We start from the raw sequence: 19805 nt of genomic DNA, 5'->3' as shown, positions 1-19805 counted from the left end.
ATTAGCGCAGTTTACTGCGCTTTTTTTATGCCTATAAAACTGCACGTATTAAAGTTTGTTTGCAGACGTGTTTTTGTTTACAGTGAGGGCTATGCACACTAATAAGGATAGTCATCATGCTTCACACCCCTTTGGCAAAATATTTACCTCATGTTAGTAGACTCGTTTTTGGCTGTATGGGCCTAGGCGGCGGTTGGAATAAAGACGCCATTACTAAGGCTCACTTAAAGCAAACTCACGAGTGTATTGATGCAGCCATAGCTGGCGGCATTAACTTTTTTGATCACGCCGATATTTATACCTTTGGCAAAGCCGAGCAGGTATTTGGCCAAGCACTAGCTGAGCGACCAGAGCTGCGCGAGCACATGTATATTCAATCTAAATGCGGTATACGCTTTGAAGATGATAAAGGCCCCAAGCGTTACGACTTTTCGGCCAAGTGGATTGAAGAGTCAGTTGAAGGTTCACTTAAACGTTTAAACACCGATTACCTTGATGTGCTTATGCTTCATCGCCCTGATCCGCTAATGGAAGTAGAAGAAATTGCACAAGTATTTAGCTGCCTACAAGAAAGCGGCAAAGTACGTAATTTTGCCGTATCAAACATGCAGCAGCACCAAATGAACTTTTTACAACATGCCTTAGATATGCCTATTGTTGCTAATCAAATTGAAGCAAGTTTACAAAAACATCAATTTGTTGATGAAGGTGTTTATGCAGGTAATGCAGATGGAAAAGATCTTAACTTTACACCGGGCAGTGTTGAGTATTGCCGCCACTTTGATATTCAAATACAAAGCTGGGGGAGTTTATGCCAAGGGCTATACACAGGGGGCGATTTAACAAATGCATCGCAAGCCGATATAAATACCAGCATACTCGTAAATAAGCTTGCTGCACTTTACGATACAACGCCTGAGGCAATTGTTTTAGCTTGGTTATTACGCCACCCTGCATTAATACAGCCAATTATTGGCACAACGAACGTTGAGCGTATTGCAGCGTCATGCGGTGCGCTAAATGTTACGTTAAGTCGCGAACATTGGTATGCATTGTATGTAAGTGCCAAAGGCCATGAATTACCATAATTAAGGTTTAGGAATGAATATATTTGTTATTTTAATTTGCTTGTTTGTCGCTCTTGCAGTGCTGATACCTTTGCTTGAAAAGTACCAAGGAAAAATGGGGTTGGATGGCGCAACCAAATACAGCAAATATATTTGGCCGCTGGTTATGGTTTCTTTAGTCGTACAGCTAATTTATGTATTAATAAACTAATAAACTAATAAAAAACACAAAAAAGCCTTTGCAGGTTAACCCTGCAAAGGCTTTTTTAGTATCTATAACTTATACGTTACTTAAGTGCTAGCTGTAGTTCGCGATTGCGTTCAAGTTGTGCAATAAAGTTTTCGGCAATAGGTTTAAACTTAGCAAGTTCAGAGCGTGGTAATGGCTCAGACTTAGGTAACTTAACGGTTTTAGGATTACGGTGTACACCATTTACTAAAAATTCGTAGTGTAGGTGCGCGCCTGTTACACGGCCGGTAGAACCCACGGTACCAATTTTGTCACCTTGTTTAACCTTTTGGCCTGTTTTAACAAGTTTTTTGTTAAGGTGTAAGTACTTAGTTACGTACTGTGTGCCATGGCTTATAAATACGTAGTTACCATTGTACTTACTGTAACCTGCTTTAATTACTTTACCGTTACCCGAGGCTACAACCGGAGTGCCTGTACGTGCTGCGTAATCAATACCACGGTGCGCTCTTACTTGCCCTGTTACCGGATGTAAGCGACGTGGGTTAAAGCTCGAGCTAATATACTTAAAGTTTACTGGCGCACGTAAAAATGCTTTTTTCATGCTGCGCCCTTCAGGCGTATAAAAGCTGCCGTCGGTATGGCGAATAGCCGCATAACGCTGGCCTTGGTTTATAAATTCTGCCGCAATAATTTTACCAGTGCCAATAAACTCGCCATCAACATAATGCGACTCGTAAATTAGCCCAAACTGATCGCCCTTACGAATATCGTTGGCAAAATCCACATCCCAACCAAATATATCAGCAAAGTTCATTATTTGGCGCTCGCTTAAGCCTGCAGCAATTGCTGAGGTCCAAAAGCTGCTAGAAATTTCGCCACCGGCTGTTTTGCTCAGTGTTTCTATTTCTTTGCTATCTATTGATGTGTCGTAATTACCTTCGTCATTTAAGGTAACAAACAAAGTATCTGTTTTTGAAATAACATAACGAAGCTGAGCTAAATCACCGTTTTCTGCTGTTGCAAAACTAAGTATTTCACCTGGGTGAATTTTAGTTAGTTTGCGTGTTTCAGCATTGGTATTAATTAGCTTGTGAAGCGTTTGCGCTGAAAAGCCAGCACGCTTGAAGATAATTGCTAAATTATCGCCGTTTTTAACTTGATGATCGACTAAGTCGTATTCTGGCAGCTTTTCTGCTGCTTCTGGCGAATTTAATTCAGTTAATTTTTCGTTGTCTTCAACTTTAACTTGTAACTCGTAACGCTTACCAATTTCTAGTGCATTTGCACTATTGTCTTTGGATGCAGTCGCTTTTTCTGAAGGAAGAAAGGCTAAGCCAACAATAGCAGAAACCAAACCTAGAATAAGCAATTTGTGTTTTTTGGGAAGCGTGTTAACCACGTGAACCATAACGTGCCTTTTCTGCTGTCGTGAAAATAAATTATATATTAATGCAGGATATACGTAATAAGGTACGAATACTAGTAAATAAAGCTAAAAGCCCCGCAAATGTTAGTAAAATGACAATTTATAGTTGTTTAAGTTTATCGATTTAAACTGATTCTAAAGTGCGCTAAAATCGGCGTTTAAACACCATTTCTAATTGCCTAACACAGTGAGACTAAGCTTATTGAGTTTAGTTGCATTATTCGCATAAAAAATTGTTTTAATTAGGTAGAAATTTGTTATGTTAGCAACATAAGTGCTTTTGGTTTAAATCTGTTTTAAACCCTTATGTAGCAAGTCATCTAGTTGCCCCTTCGTTGGCAGAATTTTGGAGTAATACACAGTGGATTTACAAACCGCTCTAGCAGAGATAAAACGCGGTGCAGAAGAGATATTAATTGAAGACGAATTAGTTGAAAAACTAAAGTCGGGCAAAAAGTTAAAAATTAAAGCCGGTTTCGATCCTACCGCGCCAGACTTACATTTAGGTCACACTGTACTAATTAATAAAATGAAAACCTTTCAAGATTTAGGTCATGAGGTTATTTTCTTAATTGGTGACTTTACCGGCATGATTGGCGATCCAACAGGCAAAAATGTAACACGTAAACCACTGACCCGTGAAGATGTACTTGCCAATGCTGAGACTTATAAAGAGCAAGTTTTTAAGATTTTAGACCCAGCTAAAACCACCGTTGCGTTTAATTCTTCGTGGATGGAAAACCTGGGCGCAGCAGGTATGATCAAACTTGCAGCTAATCAAACTGTAGCGCGTATGCTAGAGCGTGACGACTTTAAAAAGCGTTACGGCAACGGACAACCCATTGCAATTCACGAATTTTTATACCCACTCGTACAAGGCTGGGATTCGGTTGCACTTGAGTCAGACGTAGAGCTTGGTGGTACTGATCAGCGCTTTAACCTTTTAATGGGCCGCGAGCTTCAAAAAGTAGAAGGCCAAAAGCCTCAAACAGTATTAATGATGCCATTACTTGAAGGTACTGACGGCGTTCAAAAAATGTCTAAGTCGCTTGGTAATTACATTGGTATTACTGATGCGCCAAACGATATGTTTGGTAAAGTAATGTCGATTAGCGACGTACTTATGTGGCGCTATTACGACTTACTAAGCAGCTTATCAATCGAAGAAATTGCAGCGCAAAAACAACGCATAGAGCAGGGCACTAACCCGCGTGATATTAAGATTGAGCTGGCGAAAGAGTTAATTGCACGTTTTCACAGTGAAGAAGCTGCGCAAGCCGCACACGATGACTTTATCAAACGTTTTCAGAAAAAAGCGCTACCTGATGAAATCCCTGAGCTGACAATTACCATTGCAGAAGAAGGTATTTTAATTGCTAACTTACTTAAAGAAGCTAATTTAGTAGCCAGTACCTCTGAAGCAATGCGCATGATTAAGCAAGGTGCAGTAAAACTTAACGGTGAAGATAAAATCACTGATACAAAACTTGAAGTAGCAAAAGGCACGACCGCTATTTACCAAGTAGGTAAACGTAAGTTTGCCAACATTACTGTAGCGTAAGCGCAGTTAAAACTAAAAAACCAGCTTAGGCTGGTTTTTTTGTGCGCGTATTTTGGCTGCTAAAAACCACTAAATCAGCTTTAATATCTCAATACTGATAATAACTAACAGCCAAAATGCACGCGCTTGATTTAATCTATTTATGCTCACAGGGACGTCTTCGGCTTTTGGGAGTCGCTCGGTTCCAATTCGCATTTTATTAAAACGCTTACCAAAATAAACCGCAGGGCCGCCTAGCTGTACGCCAATAGAGGCGGAGCACACACTTAAAATCCACCCCGTATTTGTTTGATAAAAGTGTCTGCCATAGTGCTTTATATAATGCATACTTTGTTTACTGGCTTTGCTTGCGGCAATGGTTAATGCAAGTAAGCGTACGGGGATAAATTCGATTATAAACAAAAGGATTTTAAGCGGTTTTAAAAAGTGGCTATTAGGTGAAATATCGGTGCGCCAAGCATGCTGCATTAAAGTCAGTAGCCGATACGCTAAAGCGGCAATCGGCCCAAGTAATAAAAATATAAATATAACGGTAAAGTAATTACGGGCAGTTCGTAAAATTAAGCTTTCAATTAAGGCTTTAATAATACCTGGCGCTGAGAGCTTATTGACCTCTCGGGCAAGCAGTGGCTTTACGAGTTCACGCGCGGTAGATTTTTGGTTTTGTTTTACTAACTTTGCAACACGCAGGGCTTTTTTTTCAATCGCTTTGCTTTCTAGGCACAAATATAAAATGAGGCCCGCTAGCAGCTCAGGATAAAAGGCAAATTCAAGCAGTAACACAATAATAATAAGAATAACGCTTAAAACTAGCGCACAGGCAAGAGTGGAGGCTAAATAAAGGTAACTTTTAGGCTCACTTGGTTTATAAACCCGTTTTCCTATAGCACTAAATACAGCGGTTAATACTGTATTAGGGTGATACCAGCTTTTTAACGGGAAAAAGCGCTCAGCAATGAGCGCCACAAAAAAGGCAATAAAGTCCAAATGGTTTTGAACAATATTGCTTAGCATTTACAGTGTAACTTTTGTTAGTTTTTCCAATAGTGCAACAACCATTTTTGATGAATTGATTGATGCAGTCTCTAAGTATTCTTCAAACGATTGCGGCGACTCTTTACCGGCAATGTCAGACATAGAGCGAATAACCACAAATGGCGTATTAAGCGCAAAACACGTTTGTGCAATAGATGCGCCTTCCATTTCTACTGCAAGCATTGTAGGAAAGTCGCTGCGTGCTTTATCAATTCGTACTGGATCACACATAAATGAATCACCCGTACAAATTAAGCCGACTAAGGTTTTTACTTCGCTAATTTGCGCAATGGTTTGCTCGGCAGCTTCAACTAGTTTTGGGTGTGCGGCAAAGCCTGCTGGCATTTGTGGAACTTGGCCAATTTCGTAGCCAAAAGCGGTTACATCTACATCGTGATGACGTACTTCTGAAGAGATAACAACATCGCCAACACTTAGAGAGGGATCAAAGCCACCGGCAGAACCTGTGTTAATAACACAATCAGGATTAAAGTTATCAATTAATAACGTGGTTGCAATCGTTGATGCCACTTTACCAATACCCGATTGCACAAGTGTTACTGTATTACCTGCTAATTCGCCTGTGTAAAAGGTAAACCCTGCTTTAGTTAGCACTTGTGGGTTTTGCATTGCTTCACGTAAAATTTTAACTTCTGGCTCCATTGCGCCAATAATACCAACATTCATAGTGTTTGATTCCTGAGTTTGAATACGTAGATTATACGTGAAGTTAGCAATAAAAAACAAAAAAGCGAGCTGTTTTACGGCTCGCTTTAAATACTTTTAGGAGAGTATTTAATTCTATTTTAAATTTCGGCTAACGCAGTGGTTTGCGCTTTAGCCTGAGAAGGTGACAATACCGCAGGTTTACTTACACGATTACGTGTTGGACGAGCCGATTGCACCGCTGCAGGTTTGCCTAATTTAAACATAATTGCATCGCGCACCTCAGAAGGGCGGTAGCCTGATTTTACTTTCATACGAATATGTGGAATGCCCGCAGATTCTAAAGCGCCGTTTACAAACCAGTCGCGCTGCGCTTTGTGGCCATCTTTATTGGCGTTGTTAACTAAATCGACCGCAGCGACTATCGTCATTTTTTCTTTATCTACCAGCACAAAATCGAGTTGTTTATTTTTAGCTTTAGCTAAAGCTGCACGTTTTGATTTAGCAGAAAGGCCTTGCTTGCAGTCGATTACATCGATGAGTTTGACGCGGCTCACAATTTTATATTGATCGCCTACCGCACGCTCTAAAAGATTTAAAAATGCACCCTCAACCTGTGTAAACACGGTTTGTTTGCGGGTAAAAGGATAGGGATTGCCGCCATCATCACTAAATTTTGACGCAACCACAGAGGCCCCAACCACTAATACTAAAATTGATAATAAAGCGAATTCCATACGGTAACTCCATAACAACAAATTGACACTGCTCAAGTAAAGCAATTTACGTGCCTAAAAATTGGTTGTTATGGCTAATTACCGTATGTATTTATTATTAATGCAGCAGGGCTGTTAGGCTTTGTAACCGCCCTCAATTCCTTTAACGGCAATAGCGACTGCATCATGCGCATGGAGCGATTCGTAATGGTTGATTTGTAGCCAGTAATCACTAAAGTTATCGTTTTCAAGAACCGCTTTAATTTTACGTGCAGCGTCTTCACAAAACATTAAATTTTGACCGTTAAGGCGGGCAAATTCTTGCTCATCTTCACGTTTTACTGCCGCTTGTACCGGGGTTTTTAGTTCAGCTTCTAATGTATCAATTAAATTTACTACGTCAAATTCACTAATCGTGTTGTCTAGCTTTACTTTAACGTTTGCAATTGAACGCTGTGAGTGAGGCGTTGCCACAATACCCTGCGTTGTACCTAGCCATGCTAAAACGTCTTTTTGATTAAGTGTTTCTTGATTAAACTTTTCGCTAAAAGCATTTTGAATAAGTTGGCGAGCAAGTGCTGCAGAGCATGGACAGGTTGATGAATAAGTAACATCAACGCTTAGCTCGTAGCTAATTACGCTATTTTCAATAGTGCTGGTTAGGGTAATTGGGTAGCTTTTCCAACCTGCTTTACCGCTTAACAACGATTTACGACGCAGCGGTAATTCAAATTTAAACTCTATTTGAGCTTTGTCACTTAATCCTTCGTGGCTGGTGATAAAGGTATCGAGTGCTTGAGCTAAAGTTTGTGGGTTAACTTGTTGCTCTGTTGAGAGTAAATCAAGCGCTAAAAATAAACGCGACATATGAATGCCTTTAGCGTCTTCTTTATGCAAATTAACAAAGGCACGCGCTTTTGCGTTAACGGTAACGGGTGCTAAATCTTTCGATTCAAAAATAAATGGCAGTTCTATTTCGCCCATACCAACCCAGTCTAACTTACCTGTTTGTAAGGCGGGAGCCGTATCAGCTATATCGGGCATGTTGGTTTGCATGTGCGCTACTCGTTATTGGTCATAATAAAGCGCAGCATTTTACACTAAATAATTTATTGCTGAAATGATGAGTTTAACAAGTAGGCAAAAGTAAACATGAAAATTTTCTGTTTTTGTCGCACAACATGAATATAGCTAATAGAAAAATGCTAAAATCTGCTGCAAAATGCGTTTGACTATTAATAGGCACTTTTTATTTATGCCTAGTAACGAGATACACTGACCTATGACCGATTCTTCTTTGAGCCCTTGGGCTCGAGTACTTTCTAGTTTAATAACTCGCTTTGGCGAGTTAAAAACCGCGGCAATGTGCTACGCGCTTTTATTAGGCGTGTCGCTTATATTGTCGAGTATGTTTTATTATGTGGCACTGGGTGAGGTTAATTTAGTTGATATTTTAGCTGTGGTATTTTTTACTGCGGTTGTATCTCCCTTTATGATCAGTATTTTACTCAACTCGATTAGACAATTAGATGCCTCATACGCTTATTTAGACAGCGCCACAAAACAAGAAAAGCTGTTAAACCAAACATTAAAAGATAATATCAACCGCCTCAACATTGAAATAGATGAGCGAAAAATGGCTTTTCATGCCAAGCATCGCGCCATTGAAGAGCTTCGCCGCGAAATAGCAGAGCGTAAAAAAACACAACAAGAACTAGCTCAGCAAGGCATGCTCCTTCGCTCTATTGTCGACTCTTCTCCCGATTTATTTTATTACCGAGATAACAACGGCGTGTTTGCCGGCTGTAATAAAATGTTTGAAGAGGTTATGGGCAAAACCAGCGCTGAACTAATTGGTAAAACAGTGGAGCAGATTTTCCCAAGCTACTTTTTAGCAGAAGTACTCAGAACCGATAAACAAGTCGAGCAAACGCATCAAGCGCTGACAATTGATGTTGAATATATGGTTAATGGTGAAAACCGTTGGTTTGAGCTGCGTAAATTACCGTTTATAAACGATCAAGGTGACTACATAGGTTTGCTTGCATTTGGCCGTGATATAACCAGCCGTAAAGAAGCAGCACAAGCGCTTGAAACAGCCTATAAGGATAAAGGTAAGTTTATAGCAACGCTTAGTCATGAGCTGCGCACGCCATTAAATGGCATTGTAGGTTTAACCCGCATGCTGCTTGATACAGAGCTTAATAAGCAGCAACGCAGTTGGTGTAATACGGTGTTTTCGAGTGCTGAAACCTTAGGTAATATTTTTAACGATATTATAGATTTAGATAAAATAGACCGAGAGCAATTAGATATAGCAACCGACTCTATTAACGTTTCAGACTTTATTAACGATGTAGTGAACTTTGCCGGCTTAATTGCTGAACAAAAAGAGCTTGAATTTTCAATTGAGCGAAATGGCACATTAGATGTTTATGCACTCCTAGACCCAACGCGTTTACGCCAAGTGGTATGGAACTTAATTAATAATGCCGTTAAGTTTACCCAGCATGGCGAGGTAAAACTCACATGTAGCCGAGAAGAGCGTAACGATGGACCGTGGCTTGAACTTAAAATATCAGACACAGGGCAGGGGATCCCAGAGGATCAACTCTCGCGCATATTTGATATGTACTACAAAGCCCCAGATTTAAGCGGTAAAAACGCGATTGGCTCAGGCATTGGTTTAGCCGTAACCAAAGCGTTGGTCAGTGCAATGAAAGGCACTATTTCGGTAACCAGTACAGAAGGTGAAGGCAGCTGCTTTACCGTGCACATACCGCTTAGCTTATGTGTAGCGCCTACCGAACAAAGCTATGCAGGTAGAGGTTTATATATTTTACTTGTAGAGGATGTGCCATTAAATGCTGAAATTGCGACTAACCTGTTAGAGCAGCGCGGCCATGAAGTAATTTGGGCCGAAACGGGTGAAGATGCACTCTCGTTTGTAGAAACCGAAGACGAGCTAGATTTAGTACTACTTGATATGCAACTGCCCGATATAAATGGTGATGAGGTGGCAAGACAAATACGTGCCGATAGCCATTTTGATAAACTACCTATCGTTGCGCTTACAGCGAATGTACGTAGCGCCGAAGAAGACTTAGAAGGTATTTCGGTGCAAGGGGCGCTTGCTAAACCGATTAATACAATAAAGCTTGATAAAATGCTAGCTGATTTGTTTGATATTCAACAAAGTGAATCAGACAAACCGCTGCTCACGGTAAGTAAAGAAGCGCTTGAGGGCATTAATGCAGGTGTGCTTGATGTTGAAACCATTGAAGACTTTGTAAACTCTATGGGGCTTGAAGTATTTAAGCGCAGCAGTGGTTTGTTTGAAAAACTAAACCCGCAATATCAGCAAGAGCTGCAAAGCGTGTTAAATGCAAACGACAGGGAAGAGTACAAATCGGTGGCGCATAAGCTTAAAGGTGCTGCGGGCTCTGTAGGATTAAACGACGTACAGTTACATGCTAAAAAGATGGAACACGGTGCGCTTGATGAATCAGATGAAGTACTAAAAGAATGGTTGGATACATTGGCAGATAAAATAAATGAAGGACAAATTGCCCTTCATTCGTTTTTACAATTATTAGAGTAAGCGGTTTACTCTAATTAAGCGTCGATTTTACCAATAAAGCGGTAACCTTCACCATGGATGGTGCTGATTAGCTCAGAAGTAGAATTATCACTTTCGAAGTGCTTACGAATACGACGAATCGTTACATCTACTGTACGGTCATTAGCGCGAAGCTCACGGCCAGTCATATGCTTAATAAGTTGTTCACGGCTAAAAATACGCCCTGGAGAATCAAGCATTAAACGCAGCGCTCTGTATTCACCTTTAGGTAAACGCTTAGCATCACCATTTGGTGACGTTAAACAACGGCTGTTTTCGTCAAGTTCCCAACCGTTAAATGTAATTACACCGTTGGTTTCTAGCACTGACTCTTCGCCGCCTAGCGCTGTACGGGTAATTAAGTTGCGAGCGCGTATAGTCAATTCACGAGGGTTAAAAGGTTTAGTGATGTAATCATCAGCACCAATTTCTAAACCTAAAATACGGTCTACATCGTTATCACGGCCGGTTAAAAAGATTAAACCGACTTTACGTTTTTGGCGTAATTCACGTGCTAATATTAGCCCGTTTTTACCCGGTAGGTTGATGTCCATAACTACAAGATTGACGTCATCATTATTTGTAAGCTTGTCATGCATATCATCGCCATCAATGGCTTCAATAACTTTGTAACCTTCAGCTTCAAATAAACTCACGAGGTTTAGTCGAGTTACGTCTTCATCCTCTACGATTAGAATGACTGGCGTTTGCATTATTAATTAACCTTTTTGGAATATTTTATTTACAAAAAATCGAATCTTAACTAAATAATTCGATTACTAGAGATTATAGGATTATACCCAAATGTTAACAAGAAAAAACAAGTTGGATAAAAATAAAACAGTAGGGGTGTTCCAAACTAACCAAAAGGCATTGTGCAAAAACTACTGTTTAATGATATATAACGGATGCAGCTTTTGAATTATGAAAACGAAGCCATTTCCTTTAATAATTGATACATCCACCAATCGCTTAAAGGTACTAAAAATAATCGCGCAAATTCAAAACGGAATTATATCATTTTATAACCTTTCATCAATGTATGTGATACTGCAAAAGCAATAAAGTTCAGAAATTGTATCGCTTAATTATTAGATCAAGTTAAATAATTAAACATGAAATATCACATGCTCTCTCTATAAGGTCATTAAATGGTAATTCAAGTAAAAAGCGTAAATAAATACTCTTTTTTTAAACACTTTTTATGGAATTGTAATAACAAAGCGTACGCCGGGTTTTGCATCTAGGTCATACAGTATATGCCCACCTAGTGCTTGGGTTACCAAGTTGTACACTAAGTGCATGCCTAAACCACTTGCCCCTTGGCCTCGCTTAGAGGTTACAAATGGGTCAAATATCCTGTTTTTGACGTTTTTATCAACGCCTTGGCCGTTATCTGTGTAGATTATTTTTATTTGTGGGCCTGTTATTTCTATATCAAACTTAATTTCGTTATTTTCGCTATTGCTAAAACCATGAATGGCAGAGTTTAAAATAAGCTGTTGGAATATTTGTTGTAGTGGCTCAGATTTACTCTCAATGGTTAAATCACTCGGACAATTGATCACAACGTTAGGCTTTGACTTTATTAACTCTGATTGAATCGACATTAACACATCAGATATTAACCTATGGATGTTTACATGGGTTTTAATCCCGTCATCTTGAATTACAGCTACCTTTTTAAAGTTAGAGATAAGGTCGGCCGCACGATTTAGGTTTCTATAAATTAAATCAAGGTTTTCGATACCTTCGTCAATAAAGCGTTTTAATTGGTTAGAAGTTAGAGACTTATTATCAAAACTAAGCTGAATATCGGCAAGTTTATCGCGCAGCAAGGTTGAGCCAGTAATACCTAGGCCAATTGGGGTGTTAACCTCATGGGCTACGCCGGCTACCATTTGCCCTAAAGATGCCATTTTTTCGTTTTCTACTATTTGTTCTTGGTATTGGTGCATTCGCTCAAGGGTAGAAAGCAGCTCTTGGTTTGCTTCACGCAGGGCTATTGTTCTTTGGCTTACCTTTTCTTCTAAGCTTTGGTTGAGTTGTTTAATCTCTAGTTTGTCTTTTTCATGACGTTCTATTTGCTTACGGGTGCGAGTAAGCATGATATTTAAGCTGTTTGATAAGGCTGTAACCTCTTTTACGCTGGTGCTTGGTGCGCGTACGTCATAGTTATGATTTTTTGATACGTCTTGTAGCAATACACTTAAGTGTTCAATAGGGTTAGCGATACTTTTTTGTGTTTTTATCGCTATAAAGTACACAAAAAACAAAATAAACAGGGTAAGGAAAATATCTATAATAATTTTTTGTTTTATAAATTCATCTAGGCTTTCTAAACTACCACGCATGTAAACGTAACCCACCACCTGCTCGTTATTAAGCACAGGTGTTATTAGCTCAATGTAGTTGTTGGTCGCTCTTGGCTCGTTAAGCTCTTTAATGCTGTCTACGCGCAGCGGAACAGGTGGGGTTTTTTTAGCATTAAAGCTAATAAAAAATACAGGTTTACTCGATGTTTTCTCTATTGCGTAAATATGAATGTTTTTAACAAGGGGAATTTTATCAAACGACTTAAGGCGTTTTTCTTCTGTTTTTCTGTCGTCTTTTACCAATGAATCAGCGGCATCAAAAGCAACAATATCGGAAAGGATCACGAGCTTGTTTATGATCAGTTCCTTTTGTTCTTTTACACTCATATAAGTGGAAATTGAAACCGATAAAGTTAAACAAATAGCAGTGATAAGCATGATGGTGTTGATCAGCGCTTTTCGAATACTTTTTTGATGTACTTTTTTTGGCATTATTGCTGCATCGCCTAAGCATGAATATTTATATTTAGAACCTTAGTTTAGCAAAAACCATAGAAAGTGAAGGGAAATAGTGAAATTAATTCTGATATTTATTCGAAAGTTAGGCTAAGTATTAATTACACTTAGCCTAATTAAGTATAATTAGTTAGCTACTGTAAACGGCAAATTTGTTATTTTTGTACACAGTGTGGAAGCTACCAAACTGCGCCTCTAAAATTGGCGGGTATTTTAAAAAGCTATTAGCCACTATGCTTAGCTTTCCTACCTTGGTTAAGTGCTGCTTAGCATTTGATAAAAATGCTTCTGCAATTGTGTAGTCGGTCGCTATGCCAGTATGAAAAGGCGGGTTACTAACTATTAAATCAAACTTGCCGCTAATACTTTTTAAGCCATCACTTAAAATAGTGCCGCCTTTAATATTATTAAGCTTTAATGTTTGCTCAGTAGCATAAGTTGCAAGTGCGCTCACATCGCTGCAAGTAAAAGTCAGTGCTGGGTTTTTAATACCTAAAAAAGTGGCTATTAAGCCCGCACCACAGCCAAAATCCAGTACATTACCTTGTTTAGTGGTCGGGGCATTTTCTAGTAGCATTTTTGTGCCAGCATCTAAAGCGCCGTGGTTAAATACACCCGGAACACTGATAGCATCAAACTCTACTCCTGCTACATTTACTCTAAACGTTTTATGGTAGCGGCTAATCTCAAAGGTTGGGTTGTTCTCTAGTTGCTCAAATGAGAACAAAATACAATGCTTAGCAGAGTCAATTTTATTACTGTACTGCGCTTTGCCCGCGAGCTGCTTTTCTATCGATTTAACGCCACTTTTATTTTCGCCTACCACAAGTAGCTGTGCTTTTTCGTTAATAACGGCGCGAATATTATCAAGTGCCATTAATACTTCAGGCTTTGATTTTGGGTAGTAAAGAATGACTAAATCGTAATCGTTGGCGGCCATTTCATGGTTAACACACACATCTATGCCATTTATTTTTTTAGCAAATTCCCCATTAGCATGGTTATAACTAAATGCGGTGATGGCACTTTGAGGATTTAGCTGCTTTAGCTCTGTTAAAAAGCCATCTTGAACAAAGTTGACCACCAAGATAGATCTTCCCACTAGTTCTTCGCTATTACGAAGTAACAGTAAACTTGGGTTGGTTAATACGCTCATAAATGGCTTTGCCTTACAAATTATTGATTAGTAAATTGGTGTAATTATTTTGTGCGCTCAAACATTAAGTCCCATACGCCGTGACCTAAACGGTGGCCGCGCTGTTCAAATTTAGTTAGCGGGCGCGAATCAGGGCGAGGTACGTAGTCGTTGGTAGATGACTGATTTTTATAGCCTGGCGCTGCTTGCATAACTTCTAGCATGTGCTCGGCGTAGTTTTCCCAGTCAGTAGCCATATGAAAAACACCGCCAATTTTTAATTTGGTACGCAGTTTTTCAGCAAATTCTGTTTGCACTATACGGCGTTTATGATGACGCTTTTTATGCCATGGATCAGGGAAGAATAATTGCAGCGTTGTTAAGCTTTCATCTGCAAGGCAGTCAGCGAGCACTTCTACCGCATCGTGTTCAAATACACGTAAATTAGTAACACCAGCTTCATCTGCATCCATTAAACATGCACCAACGCCTGGGCGATGTACTTCAATACCAATAAAGTTTAGGTGTGGTGCATTTTTTGCCATTTCAACTAATGACTTGCCCATACCAAAACCAATTTCTAATACTACATCATTGTTATTGCCAAATACTTGGGCTAAGTCGAGTAGGCCGTTTTTATGCTCAAGCCCCATAGTTGGCCAGCATTTTTCAATTGCGGCAGCTTGGCCTTTAGTTAAGCGGCCTTCGCGTTTTACAAAACTGCGAATTGTGCGGATATACTTACCTTCTTGCTTAGCTTGCTCAAGGTTGTTGTTACTTGATTCACTCATATTATTGGCCTGACAAAAACAATGTGTTTAAAAATGGTTGCGTATTATCCCTGACCACGCAGCTAATCACAAGTATTAGCGTGTTATAGCGCCTTCATAGCTTGATCTTTTTATTAACTGCAATAGACTGAGCCGCTATTGAGCATGAGTAAAAGTAGTATATGTTGGATTTAAATAAACAGCAGTCAGACAAATTTGCTAACCAAGTGGTTCAGTGGTATCACCTTCATGGGCGTAAAACATTGCCTTGGCAACTAGGTAAAACACCGTATAAAGTGTGGGTGTCAGAAGTAATGTTACAGCAAACGCAAGTTGTTACGGTTATTCCATACTTTGAAAAGTTTATGGCAAGCTTCCCAGATATCATTGCTTTAGCAAATGCAGATGAAGATTTAGTGCTGCATCATTGGACTGGCTTAGGTTACTACGCACGGGCACGCAACTTACATAAAACGGCCAAAATAGTGCGAGATAAATACCAAGGTAAATTTCCTACTACACTTGAAGAAGTCATGGATTTACCCGGAATAGGGCGCTCTACCGCAGGTGCGGTATTATCGCTGTCGCTTGGCCAGCACCACCCTATTTTAGATGGTAATGTTAAGCGAGTGCTTGCCCGTTATTTTATGGTTGAAGGGTGGTATGGGGTAAAAAAAGTAGAAAACCAACTTTGGCATTTGTCTACCCAGTTAACCCCTAAAAACAATGTGACTGAGTTTAACCAAGCCATGATGGACTTGGGCGCCAGCCTTTGCTCTCGCAGTCGCTTTGATTGCCAAGCGTGCCCACTTAATAGCGATTGCGGTGCGTTTAATGCCGGTAAAGTAAAAGAGTTTCCTCATTCTAAACCTAAAAAAGCGGTGCCTAAAAAGAGTTGTCACCAATTAATTATTCAGCATGACGAGAAAGTTTTAATGGAAAAACGCCCAAGTAGCGGTATTTGGGGCGGTCTGTTTGGCTTTTTTGAGTTTAACAAATACAGCGAAATGGTGTTATTTTTAAATCAGCAAGGCTTAAAAACCGAGCTGGAAGAGCTAACGCCTTTTACTCATGTGTTTTCGCATTTTGAGCTGACAATAAATCCACATGTGCTTAATATTAATAACGTACCGGATGTAGTAAACGATAAACAACTTGTGTGGTACCCACTCGATCAATCTATAGAGGTGGGTTTAGCTGCACCGACTAAAAAGTTGGTTAAACAAATGAGCCCAATAGGTTAAACTATTAGCATTTAGCGCTTAAGAGAGTCAATTATGGCACGTACAGTATTTTGTCAAAAGTTACAAAAAGAAGCCGAAGGGCTTGGATTTCAGTTATACCCCGGTGAACTAGGCGAGAAAATTTTTAATAATATTTCTAAAGAAGCATGGGGCCAGTGGCAGCATAAGCAAACTATGCTAATTAACGAAAAGCATTTAAATATGATGGACCCAGAGCACCGTACGTTTTTAGAAGAGCAAATGGTTGGCTTTTTGTTTGAAGACAAAGACGTAGAAATTGAAGGTTATCGACCTCCTGAAAAGTAATTTTTAGGCATAAAAAAAGGGCTATATAGCCCTTTTTTTATAGCTATATTTTATAGCGTTTCTTCATCAGTATTCGCTGAGCGCACTTGCTCTTTTAAAAACTGTGCGGCTTTAGAGTATTCAATTTCAAGGGTATCTCTTTGCGCTATTAGCTCATCAGTATCAAGCTCTGCATTTCGACACTTCTCTTCAAACTCTTCTGCACATTGCGCAACGGCCTCTGCACCAATAGTTTTAGAGATAGCCTTTAGCTGATGACAAGCACTGCTTATCTCGTCTCTGTCATTAACCATAACGCCTGAGTTAATGCTTTTAATTAGGCTTTGGCTTTGCTCTAAAAACATTTTGAAAAAGCGTAATTGTTTGGCTTCGTCGCCGTTTACATAAGTAGATACCGCGTCCATATTAATAGGCATGGCAGGCTTTTGATGAATGACAACAGCTTGGTCTTTATTATGCTTATCATACCAACGCTTTAAGGTATCTTCTAAGGCATTAAGCTCTATAGGCTTAGTAATAAAGTCATTAATACCTACCGCCAGGCAACGCTCTTTTTCACCTTTGAGCGCATTGGCAGTAACCGCAATAATATAAGGCTGAGCGTCTATAGAATCTAACAACTCGGCTTCATCACGAATTTTTTCAACCATATCGTAACCTGACATTTTTGGCATATGTAAGTCGGTTAATATGAGCGAGTAATTGTTTTGACGCCACATATCTAAACCTTCTTCACCGTTATTTGCCACTTCAACGCCATAGCCTAGTATATGCAGTTGGTCGGTTAAAACTTGCTGGTTTAGTAGGTTATCTTCTACTAATAAAATGAGTTTATTTGCATCGCGTGCTTGTTCAACATTTAAATAATTGTTGAGTGTTTTTGTTTTTTTAATTTGTTTAGGTTGATGCAAGCCTGCAGCTACCAATATCGACATCATAAAGTTAGATTTACACAGCGGTGAGGCATTAATATAAAATACATTTTTATGATTTATAGCGGCTTCATCAAGCTTACTTAATACCACTACTTGTTGATTATTATCTTCAAGTGAGTAAATAAGACGACGCAGTAAAGAGTTAACTTTTTCCATATCATCTATGCCATCGACAACCCAGATAATGTCGTGCTGCTCTTGTTGAGCTTCTATTTCTTGCTGGTTGTGCACGTAGGTAATTTTAGCGCCCATAAATGATAAATAGCGGTACATTGCTTTTTCGCGCTCTAAATGATTGCTCACTACCACTACATGTTTGCCATTGAGCGCATTTTTATGTGCGTACTTAATTTTTCCTGAGGTACCAAACGGAAGCTCAACGGTAAATTCGCTACCAATGCCTGCATGGCTAGTTACATTAATAGTACCGAGCATAAGCTCGGTTAAACTTTTACAAATAGAAAGCCCTAAACCAGTGCCGCCGTATTCACGGGTAATTGAGTTTTCGGCTTGCACAAACGGGTTAAATATTTCTCGCAGTTGCGCTTGGGTCATGCCCTTGCCGTTATCGGTAACGCAAAAACGCAGCGTAAAATGATCTGCCGTATTATGAGCCACTTCTACCGATATTTTTACGTGCCCTTGGCGTTTGTCATCAGTGCTGGTGAACTTAATTGCATTACTACAAAGGTTATACAGTACTTGGCGAACCCGTATTGTATCGCCAGTTAAATTAGTTGGAATATCTGGCGCAATAGAAAGCTCTAAATCTAATTTGCGCTTTTTAGCAACAGATGAAAGCACGCGAGCAACCTCTTCAATCGTATCAGTAACTGAAAAAGGCGTAGGGTCAATATTTAGCTTACCCGCTTCAATTTTAGAGAAGTCTAAAATATCATCCAAAATACTTAATAGTGAAAACGCTGACTCACGGATAATAGTACTTAAACGATGCTGCGCGCCATCAAGCTCTGTTTGTCTTAATAAATCTATAGTGCCAATAACGCCGTTCATAGGGGTGCGAATTTCATGGCTCATAGTGGCTAAAAAGGTCGTTTTAGTTTCGCTAGCGCGTTGTGCTTTTAATGTCGCTTGCTCTAATGCAATTGTTCTTTGTTGTACTTCGCTCTCAAGGCCTGTTTGTAATTTTTGAAGTTCTTTTTGCGCAGTCTCTTTTTCAGACATTACTGAGTTAACTTTATCTAGCAGCAAGTTAATGTTTTTAGCTACACCAGATAAGCCTAGGTCTAGTTTTTCACTTACTTTACTGTCGTAATTGCCATTTTCGGTAATCGCTTGAAGTTCTTCATTTAATAAATGACTACTTTTACGCAAGCGAGTATTTATATAGGTATTAAATAGTAGGGCTAATGCAAATAAGGCAAACACGCTTACAATTGCAATAATATAGGCTATTACTTGCGAGTCTTGCTGCGTTAAAGGCGGTGCTGGTAACTGCTGTTTTATTATTAGCTCACCAATAGGCTGGTCGTTCAAAAGCAATATATGGTGCAATATACCTTGCTCAGTTAAATGCTCATCTACTTTTTTAGACTCGATAGCGGGTTTAGTGCTGCTATATACAAGTTGGGTTTCTGAGGTGGCATTAAAGCGATAGAGCGTATATTCAAACTCATCATCTAATACTGAGGTAAGCTCAAGTAGCTGGCGAACCTTGCCTTGCCCATACATAGTAAGTGCATCTACCATTGGTAAATCAAGTTGTTGTGCTAGCTGCGTAATACTTACTTTTTGTTTGGCTGCTGGTGCAGGTTGTGTGTTTTGCGAATAAAACGCAAAGGCAACAATAGCAAGCGCTGTTACTGCAATATTAATAATTAAAAAAAACGGCAGTAAGCCTTTTACCGGCGAAGAGAGTTTACTCTGCATTGATTGTTCCCATTGGTATTTGTCTGTACGATAAGCCTTAACGCATTATCAATGTGATCGTATCATTTACATCAAATAATACACTACGTTTTTAGTCTGGTTTAATTGGTTAAATTAAGGTTTTTCGTAAGTTTTTGTTGGATAAATAAACATTAGTCTATAAAAACTCGCTTTGTTGTGTGAAAACCGTTCAAACAGTTATAAAGAGTAAAAAAAAAGTTGACTTGTAAGGGCAAAACTCGTTTAATACGCCGCACGCCCAGATGGCTCAGTCGATAGCGCTGAGTGGGAATTGCATTAAAAATCATTTATGACTTTTTAATTAGCACTGTTAAAGTGCCTCGATAGCTCAGTTGGTAGAGCAGAGGATTGAAAATCCTCGTGTCCCTGGTTCGATTCCGGGTCGAGGCA

Annotated in this window: 16 protein-coding genes and 1 tRNA gene; 7 read left to right on the top strand and 10 right to left on the bottom strand. The window is 39.5% G+C overall.

Annotation, left to right across the window (positions count from 1 at the left end; genetic code table 11):
• Positions 1-116 precede the first annotated feature (116 nt).
• Complete coding sequence (locus MTF68_RS19035) at positions 117-1088, top strand: aldo/keto reductase (protein ID WP_004587521.1); 972 nt, start codon at positions 117-119, stop codon at positions 1086-1088.
• A 13-nt stretch (positions 1089-1101) separates the two neighbouring features.
• Positions 1102-1278 (top strand): hypothetical protein, encoded by a 177-nt coding sequence (locus MTF68_RS19030; RefSeq protein WP_024031605.1) that lies wholly within the window; start codon positions 1102-1104, stop codon positions 1276-1278.
• A 76-nt stretch (positions 1279-1354) separates the two neighbouring features.
• Here MTF68_RS19030 and MTF68_RS19025 read toward each other — a convergent pair whose 3' ends face one another.
• Positions 1355-2668 carry a peptidoglycan DD-metalloendopeptidase family protein gene (locus MTF68_RS19025; RefSeq protein WP_004587523.1) on the bottom strand — a complete coding sequence of 438 codons (1314 nt, stop codon included), beginning with the start codon at positions 2666-2668 and terminating at the stop codon, positions 1355-1357.
• Positions 2669-3047: 379 nt separating this feature from the next.
• Between MTF68_RS19025 and tyrS the strand changes: the two genes are divergently transcribed.
• The gene (gene tyrS / locus MTF68_RS19020; RefSeq protein WP_248463344.1) at positions 3048-4247 is read left to right on the top strand and encodes a tyrosine--tRNA ligase; all 1200 of its coding nucleotides are present in this window, start codon (positions 3048-3050) and stop codon (positions 4245-4247) included.
• 69 nt (positions 4248-4316) lie between these two features.
• On the opposite strand, the gene ampE is transcribed toward tyrS, so the two are convergent.
• From ampE to folE2, 4 genes are all read right to left on the bottom strand, one after another.
• The gene (gene ampE / locus MTF68_RS19015; RefSeq protein WP_248463342.1) at positions 4317-5261 is read right to left on the bottom strand and encodes a regulatory signaling modulator protein AmpE; all 945 of its coding nucleotides are present in this window, start codon (positions 5259-5261) and stop codon (positions 4317-4319) included.
• Positions 5262-5969, bottom strand: coding sequence for a 5'-methylthioadenosine/S-adenosylhomocysteine nucleosidase (mtnN, locus tag MTF68_RS19010; RefSeq protein ID WP_004587526.1), 708 nt, complete (start codon positions 5967-5969; stop codon positions 5262-5264). It abuts the gene before it with no gap.
• Between the two features lie 119 nt (positions 5970-6088).
• A complete protein-coding gene (locus MTF68_RS19005) occupies positions 6089-6685 on the bottom strand; it encodes a DUF2726 domain-containing protein (protein ID WP_024031608.1) in 597 nt (198 codons plus the stop codon).
• A 114-nt stretch (positions 6686-6799) separates the two neighbouring features.
• Complete coding sequence (gene folE2 / locus MTF68_RS19000) at positions 6800-7720, bottom strand: GTP cyclohydrolase FolE2 (protein ID WP_055254809.1); 921 nt, start codon at positions 7718-7720, stop codon at positions 6800-6802.
• A gap of 226 nt (positions 7721-7946) precedes the next feature.
• On the opposite strand from folE2, the gene arcB reads away from it, so the two are divergent.
• The gene (arcB, locus tag MTF68_RS18995) at positions 7947-10265 is read left to right on the top strand and encodes an aerobic respiration two-component sensor histidine kinase ArcB (RefSeq protein ID WP_248463341.1); all 2319 of its coding nucleotides are present in this window, start codon (positions 7947-7949) and stop codon (positions 10263-10265) included.
• 14 nt (positions 10266-10279) lie between these two features.
• On the opposite strand, the gene arcA is transcribed toward arcB, so the two are convergent.
• The 4 genes from arcA to trmB form a co-directional block, all read right to left on the bottom strand.
• Positions 10280-10996 carry a two-component system response regulator ArcA gene (gene arcA / locus MTF68_RS18990; RefSeq protein WP_004587530.1) on the bottom strand — a complete coding sequence of 239 codons (717 nt, stop codon included), beginning with the start codon at positions 10994-10996 and terminating at the stop codon, positions 10280-10282.
• Between the two features lie 489 nt (positions 10997-11485).
• Complete coding sequence (locus tag MTF68_RS18985) at positions 11486-13090, bottom strand: HAMP domain-containing sensor histidine kinase (RefSeq protein ID WP_029772454.1); 1605 nt, start codon at positions 13088-13090, stop codon at positions 11486-11488.
• Between the two features lie 154 nt (positions 13091-13244).
• The gene (locus MTF68_RS18980) at positions 13245-14270 is read right to left on the bottom strand and encodes a methyltransferase (protein ID WP_248463339.1); all 1026 of its coding nucleotides are present in this window, start codon (positions 14268-14270) and stop codon (positions 13245-13247) included.
• 44 nt (positions 14271-14314) lie between these two features.
• Positions 14315-15040 (bottom strand): tRNA (guanosine(46)-N7)-methyltransferase TrmB, encoded by a 726-nt coding sequence (gene trmB, locus MTF68_RS18975; RefSeq protein ID WP_024031613.1) that lies wholly within the window; start codon positions 15038-15040, stop codon positions 14315-14317.
• Between the two features lie 161 nt (positions 15041-15201).
• Here trmB and mutY point away from each other — a divergent pair, with 161 nt between their 5' ends.
• Together mutY and MTF68_RS18965 are read left to right on the top strand one after the other, a co-directional pair.
• A complete protein-coding gene (gene mutY / locus MTF68_RS18970) occupies positions 15202-16263 on the top strand; it encodes an A/G-specific adenine glycosylase (protein WP_248463337.1) in 1062 nt (353 codons plus the stop codon).
• A gap of 33 nt (positions 16264-16296) precedes the next feature.
• Complete coding sequence (locus MTF68_RS18965) at positions 16297-16569, top strand: oxidative damage protection protein (protein WP_004587535.1); 273 nt, start codon at positions 16297-16299, stop codon at positions 16567-16569.
• Between the two features lie 50 nt (positions 16570-16619).
• Here MTF68_RS18965 and MTF68_RS18960 read toward each other — a convergent pair whose 3' ends face one another.
• Positions 16620-19394, bottom strand: coding sequence for a hybrid sensor histidine kinase/response regulator (locus tag MTF68_RS18960; protein ID WP_248463336.1), 2775 nt, complete (start codon positions 19392-19394; stop codon positions 16620-16622).
• A gap of 338 nt (positions 19395-19732) precedes the next feature.
• On the opposite strand from MTF68_RS18960, the gene MTF68_RS18955 reads away from it, so the two are divergent.
• Positions 19733-19805, top strand: a tRNA-Phe gene (locus MTF68_RS18955).

The sequence above is a fragment of the Pseudoalteromonas sp. 2CM37A genome (assembly GCF_023161885.1).
In the GTDB taxonomy this organism is placed as follows: Bacteria; Pseudomonadota; Gammaproteobacteria; order Enterobacterales; family Alteromonadaceae; genus Pseudoalteromonas; species Pseudoalteromonas atlantica.
The sequence above is the reverse complement of the archived record's forward strand: the minus strand, read 5'-3'. Positions and strand labels throughout refer to the sequence as shown.